The sequence below is a fragment of the Quisquiliibacterium sp. genome, from assembly GCF_982640115.1.
Genome location: NZ_CEXFHW010000059.1, coordinates 1 through 20,228 on the forward strand (window position 1 = coordinate 1; position 20,228 = coordinate 20,228).

Here is a 20,228-nt window from a genome sequence, read left to right on the forward strand (position 1 = left end):
TCCATCTCGCTCAAGGAGGGCGAGGCCGAGTTCCTGCGTCAGGCCCGGCTGGTGCGCCGTTACGGCGCCGCCGTGATCGTCATGGCCTTCGACGAGCAGGGTCAGGCCGACACCTTCGCGCGCAAGACCGAGATCTGCGAGCGGGCCTACCGGCTGCTGGTGGAGCAGGTGGGCTTTCCGGCCGAGGACATCGTCTTCGACCCCAACATCTTCGCCATTGCGACCGGCATCGAGGAGCACGACCACTACGCGGTAGACTTCATCGAGGCCACCTCGTGGATCCGCGCCAATCTGCCGCGGGCCAAGGTGTCGGGCGGGGTGTCCAATGTGTCGTTCTCGTTCCGCGGCAACGACGCCGCACGCGAGGCCATCCACACCGTCTTCCTCTACCACGCCATCCGCGCCGGCCTGAGCATGGGCATCGTCAACGCCGGCATGGTGGGCGTCTATGACGAACTCGAGCCCGAGCTGCGCCGCCGCGTGGAAGACATCGTGCTGCACCGGCCGCCCTCGCTGCCCGACGATCTGCCCGCTGATTCCCCCGAGCGCGGCAAGACCGCCACCGAGCGCATGATCGAGTTCGCCGCCACGCTCAAGGCCGGCGGCGCGCGCCGCGAAGAGAACCTCGACTGGCGCGGCACGCCCGAGGCGCCGGTGTCGGTGGAAAAGCGCCTGGCCCACGCCCTCATCCACGGCATCACCCAGTTCGTCACCGACGACACCGAGGAGGTCTGGCAGGCCATCCACGCCCGCGGCGGGCGGCCCATCGAGGTGATCGAGGGCCCGCTCATGGACGGCATGAACATCGTGGGCGACCTCTTCGGGGCGGGCAAGATGTTCCTGCCGCAGGTGGTCAAGAGCGCCCGCGTGATGAAGCAGGCCGTGGCCCACCTCATCCCCTACATCGAGGCCGAGAAGCAGGCCATCGCGGCGGCCGGCGGCGATGTCTCGGCGCGCGGCAAGATCGTCATCGCCACGGTGAAGGGCGATGTGCACGACATCGGCAAGAACATCGTGAGCGTGGTGCTCCAGTGCAACAACTTCGAGGTGGTGAACATGGGGGTGATGGTCCCGTGTTCCGACATCCTCGCCCGCGCCCGGGTGGAAGGGGCCGACATCATCGGCCTGTCGGGCCTGATCACGCCCTCGCTGGAAGAGATGCAGACGGTGGCGCGCGAGATGGAGCGCGACGAGTACTTCCGCCTGCGCAAGATCCCCTTGCTGATCGGCGGGGCCACCACCTCGCGGGTGCACACCGCGGTGAAGATCGCGCCGCACTATTCGGGGCCGGTGGTCTATGTGCCCGATGCCTCGCGCTCGGTGCCGGTGGCCCAGCAGCTGATCTCGCCCCAGACCCGGCCGAAGTTCCTCGCCGACCTGATGGCCGACTACGACCGGGTGCGTGCCCAGCATGCCGGCCGCAAGGGGCCGGAGCTCATCCCGCTCGAAAAGGCCCGGGCCAACCGGCCGGTGCTCACCTACCAGCCGGCCAAGCCGCGCTTCATCGGCCGGCGCGAGTTCCGCAACCACGACCTCGCCGACATCGCCCGCTGCATCGACTGGGGGCCGTTCTTCCAGACCTGGGATCTGCACGGCGCCTTCCCCGGCATCCTCAACGACGAGCTGGTGGGCGAGTCGGCCCGTCGGGTGTATTCCGACGGCCGCGCCATGCTCAAGCGCGTCATCGACGGGCGCTGGCTCACCGCCAATGGCGTGATCGCGCTGCTGCCGGCCAATGCCGTGGGCGATGACATCGAGATCTACACCGATGAGTCGCGCAGCCGCGTGGCGCTCACCTGGCACAACCTTCGCCAGCAGACCGTCAAGCGCGAGGGTGTGTTCAACAAGTGCCTGGCCGACTACATCGCGCCGCGGGCCGATGCCGGTGGCGCTGATGACTACATCGGCCTGTTCGCAGTCACGGCCGGCATCGGCGTGGAGCGGCGCGAGAAGGAGTTCGCCGATCTGCTCGACGACTACTCGTCGATCATGCTCAAGGCGATCGCCGACCGGCTGGCCGAGGCCTACGCCGAGGCCCTGCACGAGCGGGTGCGCCGCGAGCTCTGGGGCTACGCGGCCGACGAACGCCTGAGCACCGAGGAGCTCATTGCCGAGAAGTACCGCGGCATCCGGCCGGCGCCCGGGTATCCGGCCTGCCCGGAGCACACCGTCAAGCGCGCCATGTTCGAGGTGCTGCGCTGCGAGGACATCGGCATGAGCCTTACCGAGAGCTTTGCCATGTCGCCGGCGGCCAGCGTCAGCGGCTTCTACCTCGCCCACCCGCAGGCCGAGTACTTCAATGTGGGCCCCATCGGCGAGGACCAGGTGCGCGACTACGCGCGACGCGCAGGCCGCACCGAGGTAGACCTGCGTCGGGCGCTGGCGAGCCTGCTCGGCTGAGGGCGGGCCTCAGGCCCGGCCCTCCCGCACCCGCCGCTCCACCTGCGCCTTGATGTTGGCCAGCGCGGTGGCCGCCTCGGCGTCGATGCGCCCGATCATGGCCTCGGTGGGCGCCTTGGGGCGAGCCGGGTTGCTCACGGTGCGCCGATAGCGCGTGCCCTGGCCCACCGGCTCGAAGTCGTAGCGCACGATGATCGGCCCGATGAAGCCGGCGTGGGTGCGCGCCACCCAGCAGCGCGGCGAGTCGGCCTTGAGCACCACCCAGTCGAGCTGGATTTCTTCGCGCGAGAACCACTTCTCGCGGAAGGTCTCGCCGGTGATCAGCGGGCGGTCGGGGCTGTCCACCTCGTGGGACACCGCGATCCACTCCGGCCAGGAGCGGGGGTTGCTCACATAGTCGAACACCGCCTTGGGCGGGGCGTCGATCAGGATGTCGTGGCTGCGTTCGAAGGCAACGGTCTCGGTCATGGGGTTCTCCGGGCGTGTCGAGGCACGCGCCGCGCTGGTTGACTCGGTGTCGGGCCTGTCACGATACTGCGCCGGCCCTCTCTGGCCGCAGCGGATGCGGGGCAATGCCGGCACCGCGGTGGTCCGTTTCCGGGTTTACGGGAGGCCTGATGAAGATCGTCGACGCGCAGATCCACCTCTGGTCCACCGGGCTGCCCAGTCACCCGCATCGCCAGATCACCGCCTGGGGCATCGACGAGGCGCTGGCGGCCATGGACGAGGCCGGCGTGGATGCTGCGGTGATCCACCCGCCGCTCAGCTGGGATCCTCACGCCAACGCCCTGGCCGAGCAGGCCGCAAGCCTGCATCCGCGGCGCTTCGCGGTGCTGGGTCAGGTGCCGATTGACCGCCCCGAGAGCCGGGGCCTGCTCGCTGACTGGCGCAGCCGTCCGGGGCAGTGCGGCCTGCGCTGGCCGCTGCTGCGCCCCGACCAGCAGACCTGGCACATCGACGGCACCATGGACTGGGTCTGGGCCGAGGCCGAGCGGGTGGGTCTGCCGGTGGCCACCATGGCCGGCCGCTTTCTGAAGGACTTCGGCGAGATCGCGCGGCGCCATCCGCGGCTGCGGCTGATCGTCGATCACCTCGGCCTGGTGCGCGAGGGCCGCGACGAGGCCGCGTTTGCGAAGCTGCCCGATCTGCTCGCGCTGGCGGCGCTGCCCAATGTGGCCGTCAAGGCCACCGGCGCGCCGGGCTACGCCACCGAGCCCTATCCCTTCCCGCGCCTGGCCGAAGGCCTGCATCGCATCTTCGATGCCTTCGGCCCGAAGCGCTTCTTCTGGGGCACCGACATCACCCGCATGCCCTGCACCTGGCGCCAGTGCGTCACCCACTTCACCGAAGAGCTGCCCTGGCTCGCCGGCGGCGACGACCTGGAATGGGTCATGGGCCGCGGCGTCTGCGAATGGATCGGCTGGAAAGGCCTCGAGACATGACTTCCTCCGATCGGCGTGCGCTGCGCCCCGCAACCGCCTTGCGCGAAGCGCCCGCCGCCGCACGGCGTGAACCCCTCTCAGCCGGGCGGCGCAAACCCCTGGCAATGCTGGGCGGGCTGCTGCTCGCCGCGGGTCTGTCGGCCTGCGCGCCGCTGGCCACCGGCCCGGCCGCTGACGCCCGTCCGCCCATCGTCTTCGTGCATGGCAACGGCGACACCGCGGCGCTCTGGACCACCACCGTCTGGCGATTCGAGTCGCTCGGCTGGCCGCGCGACCGCCTGCATGCCATCGACCTGCCCGATCCGCTGGCCCGCGACGATGACGCGGTGGCCCAGGCCGGACGCACCTCGGCCGCCGAGCACATGGCCTTCCTGGCCGCCGAGGTCGACCGGGTGCTCGCGCGCACCGGAGCCGCGAAGGTGGTGCTGGTGGGCAATTCGCGCGGCGGCAACGCCATCCGCAATTACCTTCGCCAGGGCGGTGGCGCGGGCAAGGTCTCGCATGCCGTGCTCGGCGGCACGCCCAACCACGGCGTGTGGGCCCGCGCCGAGTTCCGGCCCGGCAACGAGTTCAACGGCGCCGGCCCCTTCCTGACCGCGCTGAACACGCCGCAGGGGCCGCAGGGGCTGGAGGTCACGCCCGGCGTGCGCTGGCTCACGCTGCGCTCCGACGGCAACGACAAGTTCGCCCAGCCCACCGGCGAGTGGATCGGTCGCGCTGGCTGGCAGACCGGAGTGGACGCCCGCGGACCCGAGCTGCGCGGCGCCGACAACCGGGTGCTGCCCGGCGCCGATCACCGCGAGGTCTCGTACCACGCCCGCGCCTTCGAGCAGACCTGGCAGTTCATCACCGGCCAGCCCCCGCGCGACACCGCGATCCGGCCCGAGCCCGAGGTGGTGCTCGATGGCATGGTGAGCGGGCTGGCGGGCAGCGCGGTCACCAACCGGCCGCTGGCTGGCGCGCGGCTGCGGGTGCATCCGCTCGACTGCGCGAGCGGTGAGCGCCGGGGCGCCCCCCTGCTCGAGCGGATCACCGCGGCCGATGGCCGCTGGGGGCCGCTGCGCACCGGGCCGACCACCTGCCTGGAGTTCGAGCTCTCGGCCGAGGGTTATGCCACCCAGCATGTCTACCGCTCACCGTTTCCGCGGTCTTCCGCGCTGGTGCACCTGCGCGCGGCGCGCCTGAGCGATGCCGACCGGGCCGCAGGCTCGGTGCTCAGCTTCACGCGTCCGCGCGGCTACTTCGGCCTGGGCCGCGACAGCATGAGCCTTGATGGCCGGCCGCTGCCCGGCATCGGGCCGGGCGTGCCCGGGCTGTCCAGTGCGCGGCTGGTGCTGCCGGCGGCCGCTTCGCGCACGGTGGTGGCCGAGTTCAACGGCGAGCGCATCGCCGCCCGCAGCTGGCCGGCAGCCGAGGGGCGTGTGTCGGTGATCGAGCTGCACCACTGAACCGGCTGCGCAGCCGGGGCATGCACGGCCCCGGCCGCCGCCGGGGCGATAATGCGGGTCAGACGCCCCAGGTCACCCGCTGCCTGGCGGCGATCGCCGCCTTGAAGAGATCCATCAGCGGCCAGGCGCGCTGGCGCAGGCTGACCGGGCGCGCCATCGGGGCCACCGCCTCATGGGCGTCGTCGTCTTCCGGGGTGGGCGGTGCTTCGGCATCCACCGCCGCCTGCAGCTTGCGCACCGCCTCGGGCAGATGGGTCGGTTCGAACACTCCGGCGGGCGCTGGCGCCTTGCCGATGATGCCCAGCAACTGCTCGGCCACCGGCTGGGTCATCACCACCGTGCCGCCCGCCTTGCTCTTGAACTCGTACAGCATGCCCGTCTCCCTCATTGCATCCCTGGCCAAGCATAGCCGGTCCCGACCTGCCGGGTCGCGCCTGGCCCGGGCCGTCGCCGTGCCGCTGCTGCTCGCCCTCGCCGCCTGCGCCCCCGACTACAACTGGCGCGAGGTTCGGCCAGCCGATCCGGCGGTGGCGGTGATGCTGCCCGGCAAGCCGGCCACGCTCACCCAGCGGGTGCGGCTCGACGGCCAGGACCTGGTGATGAGCATGACCGGCGCGCGCGCCGAGGGCATTGCGTTCACCGTGGCCTGCGCCGCCCTGCCCGATGCCGCGCCCGAGCGGCGTGAGCGCGTGCTGGCCGCGATGCGCGCCGGCATGCTGGCCAACATCGCCGGCACCGAGGAGCGGGCCGATGCGGTGACCATCCCGCTGATCGACACCACCGGCGCACCGCGCACGCGCTTGCCCGCCATGCGGGTGGCTGTCCGCGGCACGGTGCAGTCGCGGTCCACGGCCATGCGCGCGGTCTTCGTGGGCGAGGCCGGTCGGGCCTGTCAGGCGGTGGCCGTGGGCGAGAACCTCCCCGAGGAGGAGGCGCGGCTGTTCCTCGACTCGCTGCGCCTCGTCGCGCCGGCCGGTTGAGCATGGCGTATCTGCGCGGGCTGTCCGCGCTCACGGTCTTCGCCTGGTTCGGCGGCGCGTACTTCCTGTCCTACGCGCTGCGCTCGATCAACGCGGTGATCGCGCCCGAGCTGATCGCGCGCTTCGGGCTGAGCAATGCCCAGCTCGGCGCGCTGTCATCGGCCTACTTCCTGTCGTTCGCGCTGATGCAGCTCCCCCTGGGGGTGTGCCTCGACCGATTCGGCTCGCGGCGCACCAATGCCTTGCTGCTGCTGGTGTCGGCCTGCGGCTGCGCGGTGTTCGGGCTGGCCCAGGGCACCGGCGCGCTGTGGCTGGGTCGGGCGCTGATCGGGCTGGGGGTGGCCGGCGCGCTGATGTCGGCGCTCAAGGGTTACCGCTTCTGGTACCCGCCTGCGCGGCAGGCGCAGCTCGCGGCCTGGATGCTGGTGGTGGGCACCGGCGGGGCCATGGCGGTCACCGTGCCGGTGGAGATGGCCCTGCCCCTGGTGGGCTGGCGCGGCCTGTTCGCGCTGGCCGCGGTGGCGCTGACGGCGGTGTCGCTGGGCATCTGGCTGCGGGTGCCGCGCGACGAGGAGCAGGCGCTTGCGCCGCCGGTGCGCGGCCAGCCGATCTGGGCGGGCTATGGCGAGGTCTATCGCAGCCGGGTGTTCTGGCGCTGGGCGATCGCGGCGCTGGCCATGCAGTCGCATTTCGTGGCCCTGCAGAGCCTGTGGGCCGGGCCCTGGTTCACGCAGGTGATCGGCATGTCGCCCTCGCAGGCGGCCGGCGCGCTGCTCGCCTTCAACGCGGTGCTGCTCTGCGGCTTCCTGGGCATGGGCTGGCTTGCGCCGCGCTTCGAGCGCCGCGGCTGGACGGTGCTGCAGGTGGTGGCGGTGTGCGGCACCGGCTTCATCGGGCTGCAGGCCGCGATCGCGCTCGTGCCGGCGCCCTGGGCCTGGCTGCTGTGGCTGCCGCTGGGCGTGATGTCCACCGGCTACACCCTGGTGCAGACCCATGTGGCGATGAGCTTTCCGCCCGCGCTCACCGGTCGCGCCTTCACCGGCTTCAACCTGCTGATCTTCAGCGGCATCTTTCTGCACCAGTGGCTCTTCGGCGTGTCGGTCGACCTGTTTCGCGCCGCCCTCGGCGACACCGCGGCGGCCTTCCGCGCCACGCTGCTGGTGTGGGTGGGCATGCAGACGGTGGCCTTCGCGCTGCTGCTGGGCTGGCGCGCCGGGCCGCGCGCTTAGAATGCGCATGAGTCCACGCCTCGAGCCGACACGCCCCCGCCTGTCGTGTTGCCACGCAGCGACCCTGCGTCAGTCAGCCACTCCCGCGCCCTTTTCCCGATGATCCGCCTGAGCGAAATCAAGCTGCCGCTCGACCATGCCGAGCCGGCCCTCACCGAGGCCGCGGCGGCGGTGCTGGGCGTGCCGCCCACCGACATCGCGCAGCTCACGGTCTTCAAGCTCAGCCATGACGCGCGCAAGCGCCAGCTGCTGCTGGTCTACATCGTCGACCTCACGCTGCGCGACCCGGCGGCGCAGGCCGCGCTGCTGGCGCGTCATCGCGGCAACCCGCGCATCAGCGTCACGCCCGACATGCGCTATCACGCGCCGACGGTGCAGGCGCCTCCGGGGCAGCCCCGCCCGGTGGTGATCGGCTTCGGGCCCTGCGGCATCTTCGCCGCGCTGGTGCTCGCCGAGATGGGCCTGCGCCCGATCGTGCTCGAGCGCGGCAAGGCGGTGCGCGAGCGCACCCGCGACACCTGGGGCCTGTGGCGGCGCCATGAGCTCAACCCGGAGTCGAATGTGCAGTACGGCGAGGGCGGCGCCGGCACCTTCTCGGACGGCAAGCTCTACAGCCAGATCAAGGATCCGCGCCATCTCGGGCGCAAGGTGATGAACGAGTTCGTGCAGGCTGGCGCACCGCCCGAGATCCTGGTGGCGGCCCATCCGCACATCGGCACCTTCCGCCTGGTGAAGGTGGTGGAGAACCTGCGCGCCAAGATCATCGCGCTCGGCGGCGAGATCCGCTTCGGGCAGCGGGTCACCGACTTCCTCATCGACGACGGGCCGCAGGGCCGGCGTCTTCGCGCGCTGGCGGTCACCGATGCCGCGAGCGGCCGCACCGAGGAGCTCGCGGTCTCGCAGGTGGTGCTTGCGCCCGGCCACAGTGCGCGCGACACCTTCGCCCTGCTGCACGAGCGCGGGGTCTTCCTGGAGAGCAAGCCCTTCTCGGTGGGATTCCGCATCGAGCATCCGCAGGGCATGATCGATCGCGCCCGCCACGGCGTGCACGCCGGGCACCCCGCGCTCGGCGCGGCCGACTACCGGCTGGTGCATCACGCCGGCAACGGTCGCGCGGTCTACAGCTTCTGCATGTGTCCCGGCGGCACGGTGGTGGCCGCGGCCTCCGAGCCCGGCCGGGTGGTCACCAACGGCATGAGCCAGTACTCGCGCAACGAGCGCAACGCCAATGCCGGCATCGTGGTGGGCATCAGCCCCGAGGACTATCCGCTGATGCCGCGGGTGGGCGGTCGGGTGCATCCCCTGGCCGGCATGGCGCTGCAACGCGAGCTCGAGGCCGGCGCCTTCACCCTGGGCGGGGGCAACTACAACGCGCCCGGGCAGCTGGTGGGCGACTTCCTCGCGGGGCGGCCCTCCACCGCCTTCGGCGAGGTGCTGCCCTCGTACAAGCCGGGCGTGACGCTCACCGATCTCGGCGGCAGCCTGCCCGGCTATGCGATTGCCGCCATCCGCGAGGCGCTGCCGGTGTTCGGCCGCAAGATCGCCGGCTTCGACCGGCCCGACGCCGTGCTCACCGGCGTGGAGACCCGCACCTCCTCGCCCCTGCGCATCACCCGCGGCGAGGACGGCCAGAGCCTGAATGTGGCCGGACTGTTCCCGGCGGGGGAGGGTGCGGGCTATGCCGGCGGCATCCTGTCGGCCGGCGTGGACGGCATCAAGGCGGCCGAGGCGGTGGCGCGCACCCCCAGCACCACGCCGGCCACCAGCAACGCCATGCCGGCCAGCGTGAAGGGCCCCGGCGCTTCCCCCCGCAGCGCGAACGCATAGCCGAGCGCGGCCAGGGTCTCGAACACGATCAGCTGTCCGGCCAGCACGGTGGGCAGGCGCTGACTGGCGCGGTTCCAGAGCACCGAGCCCAGCCATGAGGCGCCCACCGCGGTGAGGGCCATGAGCGCCAGAAAGCGCAGCGGTTCCGGGCCGAGGCCCGGGGCGGGGTCCGTCAACCCGCTCAGGACCAGCCACAGCGCGGCGGCCAGTGGCAGCGTGGCCAGGCCCTGCGCGGTGGCCCAGGTGCCCGAGCCGGCCTGCGGATTCGCCTTCAGCCAGCGGGCGTTGCGGATGGGGTACCAGGTCCAGCAGACCACCGCGCCGGCGGCCAGCAGCGCGCCTACCAGCAGCTGTTGCGCTGACTGCCCCTGGGCGCGCAGGCGCGCGAGCTCGTCGGCATGGACCAGCGCGATGCCCGCGCCCAGCACCACCAGCGGCAGGGCCAGCCGGCGCCAGGCGATCTCGCGCTGCCCGAGGTTGGCGCAGACCGCGATCACCACCGGCAGCGTGCCGATGATCATGGTGGGCAGCGGCGCGCCAGCCTGCTGGATGGCCGCTGCCAGCAGCGCGTAGTAGGCGAGGTTGCCCACCAGCGCGAGCCGCAGCGCCTCCAGCCAGTCGGCCCGGCGCAGCCTGGCCAGGCCGGCGCGCCCGGCCAGGGCGAGCGGCAGCGCCACCAGCCCGAAGGCGAGATAGCGGCCGGCGCTGAGCTGCGCCGCGGAGTAGCCGGGCAGCAGCAGCGGCACGATGAACACCAGACCCCAGAGCAGGCCCGCGGCCAGCGCGCAGGCCACGCCGGCGGGCAGGGCTGCGTTCACGCGGGCAGGCCGGCGAGGGTGTCGGTCAGCGCGCTGCCCAGCCGCTCGATGAGGAGGTCGACCTGGGCTTCGTCGATGATGAAGGGCGGCGCCAGCACGATGTGATCGCCCCGGGTGCCGTCGAGCGTGCCGCCCATGGGATAGGTCATCAGCCCGCGGGCCATGGCGGCCTGCTTGAAGCGGGCGTGCACGCGCAGCGCCGGGTCGAAGGGCTCGCGGCTGGCGCGGTCGGCCACCAGCTCCAGCGCCATGAAGAGGCCGCGCCCGCGGATGTCGCCCACCCGCGGATGCCCGCCCAGATGCTGGCGCAGCCCGCTGGCCAGCCGCGCGCCCATGACCCGCACCCGCTCGAGCAGGCCCTCGCGCTCGAGGGTGTGCTGCACGGCCAGTGCAGCGGCGCAGGCCACGGCGTGCCCCAGGTAGGTGTGGCCGTGCTGGAAGGAGCCCGAGCCGCCCTGGATGGCCTGGTAGATGCGCCGCGACAGCAGCATGGCGCCGATGGGCTGATAGCCCGCGCCCAGACCCTTGGCGATGGTGGCGATGTCGGGGCTGATGCCCTCGGGCTCGCAGGCCCACAGGCTGCCGCAGCGGCCCATGCCGCACATCACTTCATCGAGGATGAGCAGCACGCCGTGGCGATCGCAGACCTCGCGAATGCCGCGCCAGTAGCCCGGCACCGGCTCGAGCACGCCGGCGGTGGCGCCCCCGACGGTCTCGGCCACAAAGGCGATCACGCGCTGCGGGCCCAGGCGCTGCAGGGTGAGGTCGAGCTCGCGCACCAGCCGCTCGCCATAGGCGGCGGCCGACTCGCCGGGCAACTGGTCGCGATAGGCATAGCAGGGCGAGACCTGCTCGGTGGCCATCAGCAGCGGCGCGTACTGCCGCCGCCGCGCGGCGTTGCCGCCCACGGCGAGCGCGCCCAGGGTGTTGCCGTGGTAGCTCTGGCGGCGCGACACGAAGAGCTTGCGCTGCGGCTGGCCGATCTCGAGGAAGTACTGGCGCGCGAGCTTGAGCGAGGCCTCGATGGCCTCGGAGCCGCCCGACACGAAGTAGGCATGCGACAGCCCGGCCGGGGCGCGCGAGACGAGATGCTCGGCGAGCGACTCGGCCACCTCGGTGGTGAAGAAGCTGGTGTGGGCATAGCTGAGCCGATCGAGCTGGCTGCGGATGGCCTGGGCCACCGCCGGGTGGCCGTGCCCGAGGCAGGACACCGCCGCGCCGCCGCAGGCATCGAGGTACTGCCGGCCCGTATCGTCGGTGATGTAGACGCCCTCGCCCGAGACCGCGCGCGGCGGCAGGTGGCTGAGGGCGCGATGCAGGATGGCGGTCATGGCGGGCCGGCAGGGTCGGGCGGAGCGCCGAGAATAGCCGACTGGCGGTAGTGCACGGCCTCGGTGGCATGGGCCGGCAGGATGGCCGGCTGGTCAGCGAGATCGGCGATGCTGCGGGCCACCCGGAGCACCCGATGCAGGGTGCGCGCCGACCAGTGCCAGCGCTGGGCGGCGCGCTGCACCAGGGCCAGCGCGGCCGGCTCGGCCCGGCAGTGCGCCTCGATGCCCGCCGGACTCAGCCCGGCATTGGGCACGCCCTGCCGGGCCAGGGCGCGGGCCTGCGCAGCGGCCACCCGACGCGCGGTGGCGGCGCTGCCCCCGGGCCCCTCGGGCCCCTGCCCGGGCGGTGGGCAGCCGAGCAGCTCCTGCGCGCTGACCGCGGCGACATCGATCTGGAGGTCGATACGGTCGAGCAATGGGCCGGAGAGCCGATGCCGGTAGCGCGCCGGCGCCCCGGGCGGACACACGCAGGCCCGGATGCCCGAGCCATGATGGCCGCAGGGGCAGGGATTCATGGCCGCCACCAGCTGGAAGCGCGCCGGGTAGCTGGCCTGGCGCGCCGCCCGCGAGAGCGTGACCGAGCCGGTTTCCAGGGGCTCGCGCAGCCCCTCCAGCGCGGCGCGCGGGAACTCGGGCAGCTCGTCGAGGAACAGCACGCCATGATGGGCCAGGGTGATCTCGCCCGGCCGCGGCGGATTGCCGCCGCCCACCAGCGCCGCCACCGAGGCGCTGTGGTGCGGGGCGCGCAGCGGCCGGCGCCCCCACTGGGCGGGCAGGAAGCCCCCGCTCACCGAGGCGACCAGCGCGCAGGCCAGCGACTGCTCGTGGGCCATGGGCGGCAGCAGCCCGGCCAGGCAGCCCGCGAGCAGGCTCTTGCCCGCGCCGGGCGGGCCCACCATGAGCAGCGAGTGGCCGCCCGCCGCGGCGATCTCGAGCGCCCGCTTGGCCTGGGCATGACCGCGCACCGAGGCAAGATCAGGCACCGCCGGGGCGGCGGGCTCAGGGGTGCGATGCGCGGCCCGGGGCAGCGGTGCGTCGCCGCGCAGGTGAGCGCAGACTTCGGTGAGATCGCTGGCCAGCAGGGCCTGGCCGTCAGGCAGCAGCTCGGCCTCGGCCTGGCAGGCGGCGGGCAGCACCAGGCGCCGGCGAGGGTCGTCGGCCTGCAGGGCCAGCAGCATGGCGAGCACCCCGCGGATGGGCCGTACCTGCCCGGTGAGCGAGAGCTCGCCCACGAAGGCGAGGCCTTCGAGGGCCTCAGCGGGCACCTGGCCGCTGGCGGCGAGGATGCCCACCGCGATGGGGAGATCGAAGCGGCCGGAGTCCTTGGGGAGGTCGGCCGGGGTGAGGTTGACGGTGATGCGCCGGCTGGGCACCTGATGCCCGGCCTGCAGCAGTGCGGCGCGGACGCGGTCGGCGCTCTCGCGCACGGCGGCCTGTGGCAGGCCGACCAGATGCAGCGCCGGCAGCCCGTTGGCGAGGTGGACCTCGACCCGCACCTCGGGTGCCTGTAGGCCCACCAGGGCGCGGGAACGGACGACGGCAAGCGACATGCGGCTGGGGCGAGCGAGGGGTGCCCCAGTCTAGGCCGGGCAGTGACGCGGCTGGGGATGCGGGCCTCGGCCCTGCGGCTCAGCCCGATGGCCGAGGGGCAGCGCCCCGGCCAGCCTTTCGTCAGATCTTCAGGCCGAGCTCGCGGATCATGCGCCCCCAGACCTGGAGCTGGTCGCGCTGGTAGCGCAGCGCCTCGTCGCGGGTGGAGGGGATGGGCACCAGGCCCGCGCGGTTGAGCGAGGCCCGAACCTCGGGGTTGTTGAGCGCGGTGCCGGCCTCGGCATTGAGCCGGTCGAGAATCTCGGTGGGCGTGCCGGCCGGCGCGGTGAGCATCCACCAGCCGGAGAAGTCGGGGGGCGTGGGCACACCCTGCTCGGCATAGGTGGGCGTGTCGGGCAGCAGGGGATGCCGGGTGGGCCAGGGCACCGCCACCACCTGCACCCGGCCGCCGCGGATCATGGGCAGCGCGGCGGGCACATCGCTCACCATGAGCTGGACATGGCCGGCGGCGAGATCGACCAGCGCCGGCGGCGTGGACTTGTACTGCACATGGGCGATGTTCAGGCCCTGGGTGCGGGCGAGGTGGCCCATGTACGAGATGCCGCCGGTGTTGCCGCTGGCGTAGCTGAGCTTGCCCGGGTTGGCCTTCACATGGTCGATCACCTCGCGCACCGTGCGTCCCGGGATGCCCGGCGCGGTCAGCAGCACATAGTTCACCGAGGCCACCAGCGAGGCGAAGACCAGCTCCTTCGCCACATCGTAGCCAGGGTTGTCGATCATGCCGCCGGGATTGGCGGCCAGCCCCGAGTTGGTGAGCAGCCCGAGGGTGTAGCCGTCGGGCGCGGCCTTGGCCACCATCGCGCAGGCGATGGCGGTGTTGGCGCCCGGCCGATGCTCGATCACGAAGTTCTGCTTCAGCGCGCGCGACATCGGCTCGACCAGGGTGCGGGCCAGGGTGTCGGTGCCCGAGCCCGGCCCGAAGGGCAGGATCAGGCGGATGGGCCGGGTTGGCCAGGCCTGCGCCCGGCCCAGGGCAGGACTCAGCGCCAGCGCGGCGGGCAGGGCGCTGGCGAGCAGTCGGCGGGTGCGGTCCATGGCGGTCTCCTCGTTTGGCGGGCAGGCTGCGGCAGCCCACTATAGCGAGCCGGCCGCGCCGGCCATTCCGCTTCCGGCGCTATGCTTGCCGCGACAACTTCTGGAGCGTCGGCATGGGCGATGTGTATGTGGTGGGGGTGGGCATGACCGCCTTCGGCAAGTTTCTGGACAAGTCGGTCAAGGACCTCACCCGCGAGGCGGTGCTGGCCGCGCTGGCTGACGCCGGCATCGGCCGCGAGCGCATCGACTCGGCCTTCTTCGCCAATGCGGCGCAGTCGGCCATGGAGGGGCAGTTCATGGTGGGCGGCGAAATTGCCCTGCGCGACTGCGGCATCGCCGGCATCCCGATCGTCAATGTCGAGAACGCCTGCGCCAGCGCGAGCACCGCCTTCCACCTTGCCTGGACGCGGCTGAAGGCCGGCGTGTCCGACATCGCGCTCGCGGTGGGCGCCGAGAAGATGTATCACGCCGACAAGGCGCGCAGCTTCGCGATCTTTGACGGTGCCTGGGATGTGCACCAGGCGCAGGCCAGCAGCCGCGACCTGCTCGCCCTGGGCGAGGGCGTGTCGCCGCCACCGGGCACGCCCTGGGAGAGCGGCCCGCGCAGCCTGTTCATGGATGTCTACGCGGCGCTGGCGCGCTTCCACATGAAGACCTTCGGGTCCACCGAGCGGCAGCTCGCCGCGGTGGCCGCCAAGAACCACTTCCACTCCACGCTCAATCCGCTCTCGCAGTTTCGCAACGACATGAGCATCGACGAGGTGCTGGCCGCGCGGATGATCTCCTGGCCGCTCACCCTGCCGATGTGCTCGCCGATCAGCGATGGCGCCGCGGCGGCGGTGCTGGTCACCGAGCCGATGCTGCGTCACTTCGACCGCTCGCGCGCGGTGAAGGTCTGCGCCAGCGTGCTGGCCAGCGGCCAGGCGCGCGACCCCGCGCAGGTCGATCGCCACATCACCCATCTTGCGGCCAATCGCGCGTATCAGATCGCCGGCCTCGGGCCGCAGGACATGTCGCTGGCCGAGGTGCACGACGCCACCGCGTTTGCCGAGATCGTGCAGACCGAGAACCTGGGCTTCTGCGCGTTCGGCGAGGGTGGCCTGATCGCCGAGCGCGGCGACACGCGGCTGGGCGGGCGCATCCCGGTGAATGTCTCGGGCGGTCTCGAACGCAAGGGCCATCCCATCGGCGCCACCGGCCTTGGCCAGATCGCCGAGCTCACCTGGCAGCTGCGCGGCGAGGCCGGGCCGCGGCAGGTGGCCGATGCGCGCTTTGCCATCGCCGAGAACGGCGGCGGCTTCATCGGCTGCGAAGAAGCCGCGGCCTGCATCACCATCCTGGGGCGGGCCTGATGAACACCGCCGGCTTTCTCGCCGCCACCGCGCGCAGCTTCGGCGAGGCCCGCGCGGTCTCGGTCGGCGATCGCCTCATCCACACCTACGCCCAGCTGCACGAGCGGGTGGCGCGGCTCGCCGGCGGGCTGCGCCGTCATCCCGCGGTCACGGCCGGCGACCGCATCGCGCTGGTGATGAAGAACAGCGCGCCGTACTTCGAGCTGATGTGGGCGGCCTGGCATGCCGGCCTGTGCGTGGTGCCGGTCAACGCGAAGCTGCATCCGCGCGAGGTGGCGTTCATCCTCGAGAACTGCGGCGCGCGGCTGTGCTTCGTGTCGCCTGACCTGGGCATGGACTTCACTGCGATGGGCGGCCAGCCGCCGGCCCTGGCGGCGCTGATCAGCGTCGACGATGACGCCTACCGCGCGCTGTGCCGCGCCGATCCGCTGCCCATGCAGGCGGTGGCCGAACACGATCCGGCCTGGCTCTTCTACACCAGCGGCACCACCGGCCGGCCCAAGGGCGCCACGCTCACGCACCGCAACCTGCGCGCGATGGCGCTGCGCTACTACGCCGACATCGATTCGGTGAGCACCGAAGACACCATGCTGCATGCCGCGCCGCTGTCGCACGGCGGCGGCCTGTACTCGCTGCCGCAGATCGCGCGCGGCGGCCATCAGGTGGTGCCCGAGTCGCAGGGCTTCGATCCGTCCGAGATGGTCGATCTCATCGGCCGCTACCGGCAGGTGTCGTTCTTCGGCGCGCCCACCATCGTGATGCGCATCGTCAACCATCCCGGCGCCGCGCGGCTGCGCGCCGAGCACATGAAGACGCTGTTCTACGGCGGCGCGCCGATGTACCTGGAAGACCTGCGCCGGGCCATGACGGTGTTCCCCGGCTCGCTGCTGCAGATCTACGGTCAGGGCGAGACGCCCAACACCATCACCAGCGTGTCCAAGGCCATGCACGCTGACAGCGCGCACCCGCGCCACGCCGAGCGCCTGAGCTCGGTGGGCATCGCGCGCACCGGCGTGCAGGTGCGGGTAGTCGACCCCGATGACCGCGACCTGCCGCCGGGCGAGATCGGCGAGGTGATCTGCCGTTCCGAGGTGACCATGGCCGGCTACTGGAACAACCCGCAGGCGAGCGAGGCCGCGCTGCGCGACGGCTGGCTGCGCACCGGCGACCTCGGCAGTTTCGACGCCGATGGCTTTCTCACCCTGAAGGACCGCGCCAAGGACCTGATCATCTCGGGCGGCACCAACATCTATCCCCGCGAGGTGGAGGAGGTGCTGCTGCTGCATCCGGCGCTGGCCGAGGTGTCGGTGGTGGGTCGTCACCATGCCGACTGGGGCGAGGAGGTGGTGGCCTTCCTGGTGGCGCGGCCCGGTCAGCGGGTGAGCGACGCGGAACTCGATGCGCTGGTGGTGGCGCACATCGCGCGCTTCAAGCGGCCCAAGGCCTACTTCCGGCTTGAGGCGCTGCCCAAGAACAACTACGGCAAGGTGCTCAAGACCGAGCTGCGGGCCCGGCTGGCTGAGGCTCAGCGGTAGGCGGGGTCTCGCGGCGGGGTGGACAGCATGACCACCTGCGCCCCGCCGGGGCCGGCGCGCAGCATCGGCGCCGGATCGTCGGCGGCCGCGAACAGGCTCTCCCAGGGTGTGAGGGTGAGGCCCTCGTGCTCCAGGCTGCCGGCGAGCACGAACACGAACTGGCCCTGGGCGGCCGGGATGGCCTGCGAGCGCACCGAGCCGCCGGGCGGCAGTTCGGTGACGATGGCGGCCAGACCGTCGGGCTCGGGCGCGATCAGCACCTGCTGGCGCACCGCGGTGAGCGCGGCCAGGGTCGCGGTGTCGGGCACGGCGATGGGCCCGGCGGTGGCGTGGCGGCGCGGGCCGCGCAGCAGCTTCTCGCCGGCATCGGCCACCGGCACGAAGCCGCTCTCGCACACCGGCCGGATGGTGAAGTACTTGACGCCCTGCGGCCCGGAGACCAGCGGTCCGTAGCCGGTGTAGGCGCCGGCGTAGTGCACCGTCACCGGGCCCAGCGGGTTGCGGCCGATGGTGCCGCCGCCTTCGACGAAGAGCTGGAACTGGTTCTGCCGGTGGAAGTGCGGCACCAGCGTGGTGTTGGGCGGTTGCTCGACCAGGAAGGCGGTGGGCGAGAGCACCGGATCTTCGCCGCTCTCGAGCCACTCGGACTTGTGGAAGGTGTCCTGCATCACCGGCACCGCGCGGCGGCGGCGCTGCCCGTGTTCCCTGGTGCCCAGCACGATCATGTCGGTCTCCCGGGTTCGGCCGGCGCAGCGGGGCTGCCGGCGCTGGCGCCGCTGGCGGCGGCTTCGAGTTCGGTGATCCGCGCCTCGAGCCGCTCCACCCGCTGGCGCATGCCGGCGGCCCATTGCGCATAGGCCTCGAGCTCGGAGCGGGTGGCCAGGTCGAACTGGGCGAGGCCCTGTTCGAGCACCACGCGCAGCCGGCGCGACAGGTCGGCGGCAGCCGGCGCCTCGGCCACCACCCGCGACAGGCGTGCAAGCAGCTCATCCAGCGGATCGGGTCGGTTCATGGCAGCAGGGGATTGAACGGCTGACCGGGGCGGACAACGGCGTTGGTCCAGTCTAGCACCGCGCCGACGCGCCGCATGGCGTGGTGGCGCGCCTTGCGCCATGGTGTGCACCAAAACAGGGATTTGCGCTTTAGCGCACCAAAAAAGTGCTTTCACCGGGCTGGAGAGCGGGGATTGCGGGCGGATCGGGCGCAGGAAGCCGGATCGAGCGAGGTGGCACGGTAAATGCAAGACCGTGCGAACCCATCCCCGCCCCGGTGCGGGGCCGCTTTCCACGATCCCATTCACGCCAGGAGCGCCATCCATGAAAAAGCTGATCGCCGCGGCAGGTCTCGCTGCCCTCACCGCCACCCTCCCGACCCTGAGCGTCGCCCAGGACAAGAAGGAGGCCTCGCCGCACACCTTCACCGGCAATGTCGGTTTTGCCTCCGAGTACCGCTACCGCGGCATCGCGCAGACCAACGGCAAGCCCGCCCTGCAGGGTGGCTTCGACTACTCGCACGCCAGCGGCTTCTATCTGGGCACCTGGGGCAGCAATGTGAGCTGGATCTCCGACCAGTCCACGACCGCAGCCCCGGTCAGCAACAGCCTGGAACTCGACCTCTACGGCGGCTACAAGGGCGCCGTGGGTGACCTGGGCTATGACATCGGCCTCCTGCAGTACCTCTATCCGGGCTCCTACCCCGCCGGCTTCACCAAGCCCGACACCCTGGAAGCCTATGTGGCCGGCACCTGGAAGATGCTGACCCTGAAGTACTCGCACTCGCTGACCAACACCTTCGGCTACGCCAGCAGCAAGGGCTCAAGCTATCTCGACCTGACCGGCAACTTCGAACTGCCCGCCGGGTTCACCCTCGTGGCGCACGTGGGCATGCAGACCATCGCCGCCGGCGCCGGTCGGGCCAAGTCCGACTGCTCCTACACCGACTGGAAACTCGGTGTCACCAAGGATGTCGCCGGGCTGACCTGGGGCCTGTCCTACATCGACACCAACGCCAAGGGTGGCGTGGGTCAGTGCTACCGCAACGCGTACTCCCGCGACATGGGCAAGGGCGTGGCGGTCCTGTCGGTCACCAAGACCTTCTGATTCCACTGTCATGAACCAGAGGCCGGCCCCTGGGGGCCGGTCGAGAGGGAGATTCCAGTGAAGCTGATCACCGCAATCATCAAGCCGTTCAAGCTCGACGAGGTCCGCGAGGCGCTCTCGGGCATCGGCGTGCAGGGCATCACGGTCACCGAGGTCAAGGGCTTCGGGCGCCAGAAGGGCCACACCGAGCTCTACCGCGGCGCGGAGTATGTCGTCGACTTCCTGCCCAAGGTGAAGATCGAGGCCGCCGTGGCCGAGAACCTGGTCGAGCGCGCCATCGAAGCCATCGAGGGCGCGGCGCGCACCGGCAAGATCGGCGACGGCAAGATCTTCGTCTATGACCTCGAACAGGTGGTGCGCATCCGGACCGGCGAAACCGGCAACGAAGCGCTCTGACCCACCCCGTCAACGAATCCCGGAGAACACCATGAAGAATCTGTTGAGGGCCATCGCGCTCGCGCTCGCCCTGGGCATCGCCCCGATGGGCGGCGCGCTGGCGCAGGACAAGGGCGGCCCCGCCGCCGAGGCGCCCAAGGCCGAGGCCAAGGCGGAAGCCAAGGCCGACGAGAAGAAGGACGAGGCCAAGGCCGACGCGAAAGCCGATGCCAAGGCCGAGGCTGCCAAGCCCGAGGAGAAGGCCGAGGAGGCCAAGCCCCCGGTGCCCAACAAGGGCGACACCGCCTGGATGACGGTGGCAACCCTGCTGGTCATCCTGATGACCATCCCCGGCCTCGCGCTCTTCTACGGCGGCCTGGTCCGCAGCAAGAACATGCTGTCGGTGCTGATGCAGGTCTTCGTGGTGTTCTCGCTGGTGGTCGTGCTGTGGGCGATCTACGGCTACACCCTGGCCTTCGGCGGCGGCGGCTCGTTCTACGGCAACTTCGACAAGCTGTTCCTCAAGGGCATCAGCATCGAATCGGTTGCGGCCACCTTCAGCAAGGGCGTCTACATCCCCGAACTGAGCTTTGTCGCCTTCCAGGCCACCTTCGCGGCGATCACCTGCGCGCTGATCGTCGGCGCCTTCGCCGAGCGCGTGAAGTTCTCGGCGGTGCTGCTGTTCACGGTGCTGTGGTTCACCTTCTCGTATGTCCCGATGGCCCACATGGTGTGGTTCTGGGACG

The 20,228-nt window shown here is 71.6% G+C and carries 17 protein-coding genes and 2 pseudogenes; 11 read left to right on the plus strand and 8 right to left on the minus strand.

From position 1 onward, the window contains the following. On the plus strand, nt 1–2,400 hold a 2,400-nt coding region (locus tag AC2H6A_RS08660), incomplete at its 5' end, for a vitamin B12 dependent-methionine synthase activation domain-containing protein (RefSeq protein WP_484272762.1). 9 nt (nt 2,401–2,409) lie between these two features. Here AC2H6A_RS08660 and AC2H6A_RS08665 read toward each other — a convergent pair. Then, the gene (locus tag AC2H6A_RS08665) at nt 2,410–2,868 is read right to left on the minus strand and encodes an SRPBCC family protein (protein ID WP_484272763.1); all 459 of its coding nucleotides are present in this window, start codon (nt 2,866–2,868) and stop codon (nt 2,410–2,412) included. A 149-nt stretch (nt 2,869–3,017) separates the two neighbouring features. Here AC2H6A_RS08665 and AC2H6A_RS08670 point away from each other — a divergent pair, with 149 nt between their 5' ends. Both AC2H6A_RS08670 and AC2H6A_RS08675 read left to right on the plus strand, forming a co-directional pair. Further along, the gene (locus tag AC2H6A_RS08670) at nt 3,018–3,842 is read left to right on the plus strand and encodes an amidohydrolase family protein (protein ID WP_484272764.1); all 825 of its coding nucleotides are present in this window, start codon (nt 3,018–3,020) and stop codon (nt 3,840–3,842) included. 104 nt (nt 3,843–3,946) lie between these two features. Continuing rightward, on the plus strand, nt 3,947–5,290 hold the full coding sequence (locus tag AC2H6A_RS08675; protein ID WP_484272778.1) for an alpha/beta fold hydrolase: 1,344 nt from the start codon (nt 3,947–3,949) through the stop codon (nt 5,288–5,290). Between the two features lie 58 nt (nt 5,291–5,348). Here AC2H6A_RS08675 and AC2H6A_RS08680 read toward each other — a convergent pair whose 3' ends face one another. Next, on the minus strand, nt 5,349–5,663 hold the full coding sequence (locus AC2H6A_RS08680) for a DUF1840 domain-containing protein (RefSeq protein WP_484272765.1): 315 nt from the start codon (nt 5,661–5,663) through the stop codon (nt 5,349–5,351). A gap of 79 nt (nt 5,664–5,742) precedes the next feature. Between AC2H6A_RS08680 and AC2H6A_RS08685 the strand changes: the two genes are divergently transcribed. From AC2H6A_RS08685 to AC2H6A_RS08695, 3 genes are all read left to right on the plus strand, one after another. Continuing rightward, nucleotides 5,743–6,270, plus strand: a complete 528-nt coding sequence (locus AC2H6A_RS08685; RefSeq protein WP_484272766.1) for a hypothetical protein — start codon at nt 5,743–5,745, stop codon at nt 6,268–6,270. Nucleotides 6,271–6,272: 2 nt separating this feature from the next. Continuing rightward, nucleotides 6,273–7,499 (plus strand): MFS transporter, encoded by a 1,227-nt coding sequence (locus tag AC2H6A_RS08690; RefSeq protein ID WP_484272767.1) that lies wholly within the window; start codon nt 6,273–6,275, stop codon nt 7,497–7,499. 99 nt (nt 7,500–7,598) lie between these two features. After that, nucleotides 7,599–9,326 carry an NAD(P)/FAD-dependent oxidoreductase gene (locus AC2H6A_RS08695; protein WP_484272768.1) on the plus strand — a complete coding sequence of 576 codons (1,728 nt, stop codon included), beginning with the start codon at nt 7,599–7,601 and terminating at the stop codon, nt 9,324–9,326. Here the strand turns inward: AC2H6A_RS08695 and AC2H6A_RS08700 are convergent. The 4 genes and pseudogenes from AC2H6A_RS08700 to AC2H6A_RS08715 form a co-directional block, all read right to left on the minus strand. Beyond that, nucleotides 9,218–10,144: pseudogene (locus tag AC2H6A_RS08700) on the minus strand (DMT family transporter); the annotation flags it as partial. The gene AC2H6A_RS08695 and the pseudogene AC2H6A_RS08700 sit on opposite strands and share 109 nt — an antisense overlap. Beyond that, nucleotides 10,141–11,475: an aspartate aminotransferase family protein gene (locus AC2H6A_RS08705; RefSeq protein ID WP_484272769.1), complete on the minus strand. Its 1,335-nt coding sequence runs from the start codon at nt 11,473–11,475 to the stop codon at nt 10,141–10,143. The gene AC2H6A_RS08705 and the pseudogene AC2H6A_RS08700, both read right to left, overlap by 4 nt. Then, nucleotides 11,472–13,025 (minus strand): YifB family Mg chelatase-like AAA ATPase, encoded by a 1,554-nt coding sequence (locus AC2H6A_RS08710; RefSeq protein WP_484272770.1) that lies wholly within the window; start codon nt 13,023–13,025, stop codon nt 11,472–11,474. Before AC2H6A_RS08710 ends, AC2H6A_RS08705 begins: the two co-directional genes overlap by 4 nt. Nucleotides 13,026–13,146: 121 nt before the next feature. Continuing rightward, nucleotides 13,147–14,121 carry a Bug family tripartite tricarboxylate transporter substrate binding protein gene (locus tag AC2H6A_RS08715; protein ID WP_484272771.1) on the minus strand — a complete coding sequence of 325 codons (975 nt, stop codon included), beginning with the start codon at nt 14,119–14,121 and terminating at the stop codon, nt 13,147–13,149. Nucleotides 14,122–14,234: 113 nt separating this feature from the next. On the opposite strand from AC2H6A_RS08715, the gene AC2H6A_RS08720 reads away from it, so the two are divergent. Together AC2H6A_RS08720 and AC2H6A_RS08725 are read left to right on the plus strand one after the other, a co-directional pair. Then, nucleotides 14,235–15,473: a thiolase family protein gene (locus tag AC2H6A_RS08720; RefSeq protein WP_484272772.1), complete on the plus strand. Its 1,239-nt coding sequence runs from the start codon at nt 14,235–14,237 to the stop codon at nt 15,471–15,473. Then, nucleotides 15,473–17,008, plus strand: coding sequence for an AMP-binding protein (locus tag AC2H6A_RS08725; RefSeq protein WP_484272773.1), 1,536 nt, complete (start codon nt 15,473–15,475; stop codon nt 17,006–17,008). The genes AC2H6A_RS08720 and AC2H6A_RS08725 overlap by 1 nt, the downstream gene beginning before the upstream one ends. On the opposite strand, the gene AC2H6A_RS08730 is transcribed toward AC2H6A_RS08725, so the two are convergent. Both AC2H6A_RS08730 and AC2H6A_RS08735 read right to left on the minus strand, forming a co-directional pair. After that, nucleotides 16,999–17,733 (minus strand): hypothetical protein, encoded by a 735-nt coding sequence (locus AC2H6A_RS08730; RefSeq protein WP_484272774.1) that lies wholly within the window; start codon nt 17,731–17,733, stop codon nt 16,999–17,001. The two genes, AC2H6A_RS08725 and AC2H6A_RS08730, sit on opposite strands and share 10 nt — an antisense overlap. After that, complete coding sequence (locus AC2H6A_RS08735) at nt 17,730–18,020, minus strand: accessory factor UbiK family protein (protein ID WP_484272775.1); 291 nt, start codon at nt 18,018–18,020, stop codon at nt 17,730–17,732. The genes AC2H6A_RS08730 and AC2H6A_RS08735 overlap by 4 nt, the downstream gene beginning before the upstream one ends. 304 nt (nt 18,021–18,324) lie before the next feature. Between AC2H6A_RS08735 and AC2H6A_RS08740 the strand changes: the two genes are divergently transcribed. From AC2H6A_RS08740 to AC2H6A_RS08750, 3 genes and pseudogenes are all read left to right on the plus strand, one after another. Further along, nucleotides 18,325–19,107: a TorF family putative porin gene (locus AC2H6A_RS08740; protein WP_484272776.1), complete on the plus strand. Its 783-nt coding sequence runs from the start codon at nt 18,325–18,327 to the stop codon at nt 19,105–19,107. Between the two features lie 57 nt (nt 19,108–19,164). Then, nucleotides 19,165–19,503 (plus strand): P-II family nitrogen regulator, encoded by a 339-nt coding sequence (locus AC2H6A_RS08745; protein ID WP_484272777.1) that lies wholly within the window; start codon nt 19,165–19,167, stop codon nt 19,501–19,503. A gap of 31 nt (nt 19,504–19,534) precedes the next feature. Continuing rightward, a pseudogene (locus AC2H6A_RS08750) lies at nt 19,535–20,228 on the plus strand (ammonium transporter); the annotation flags it as partial.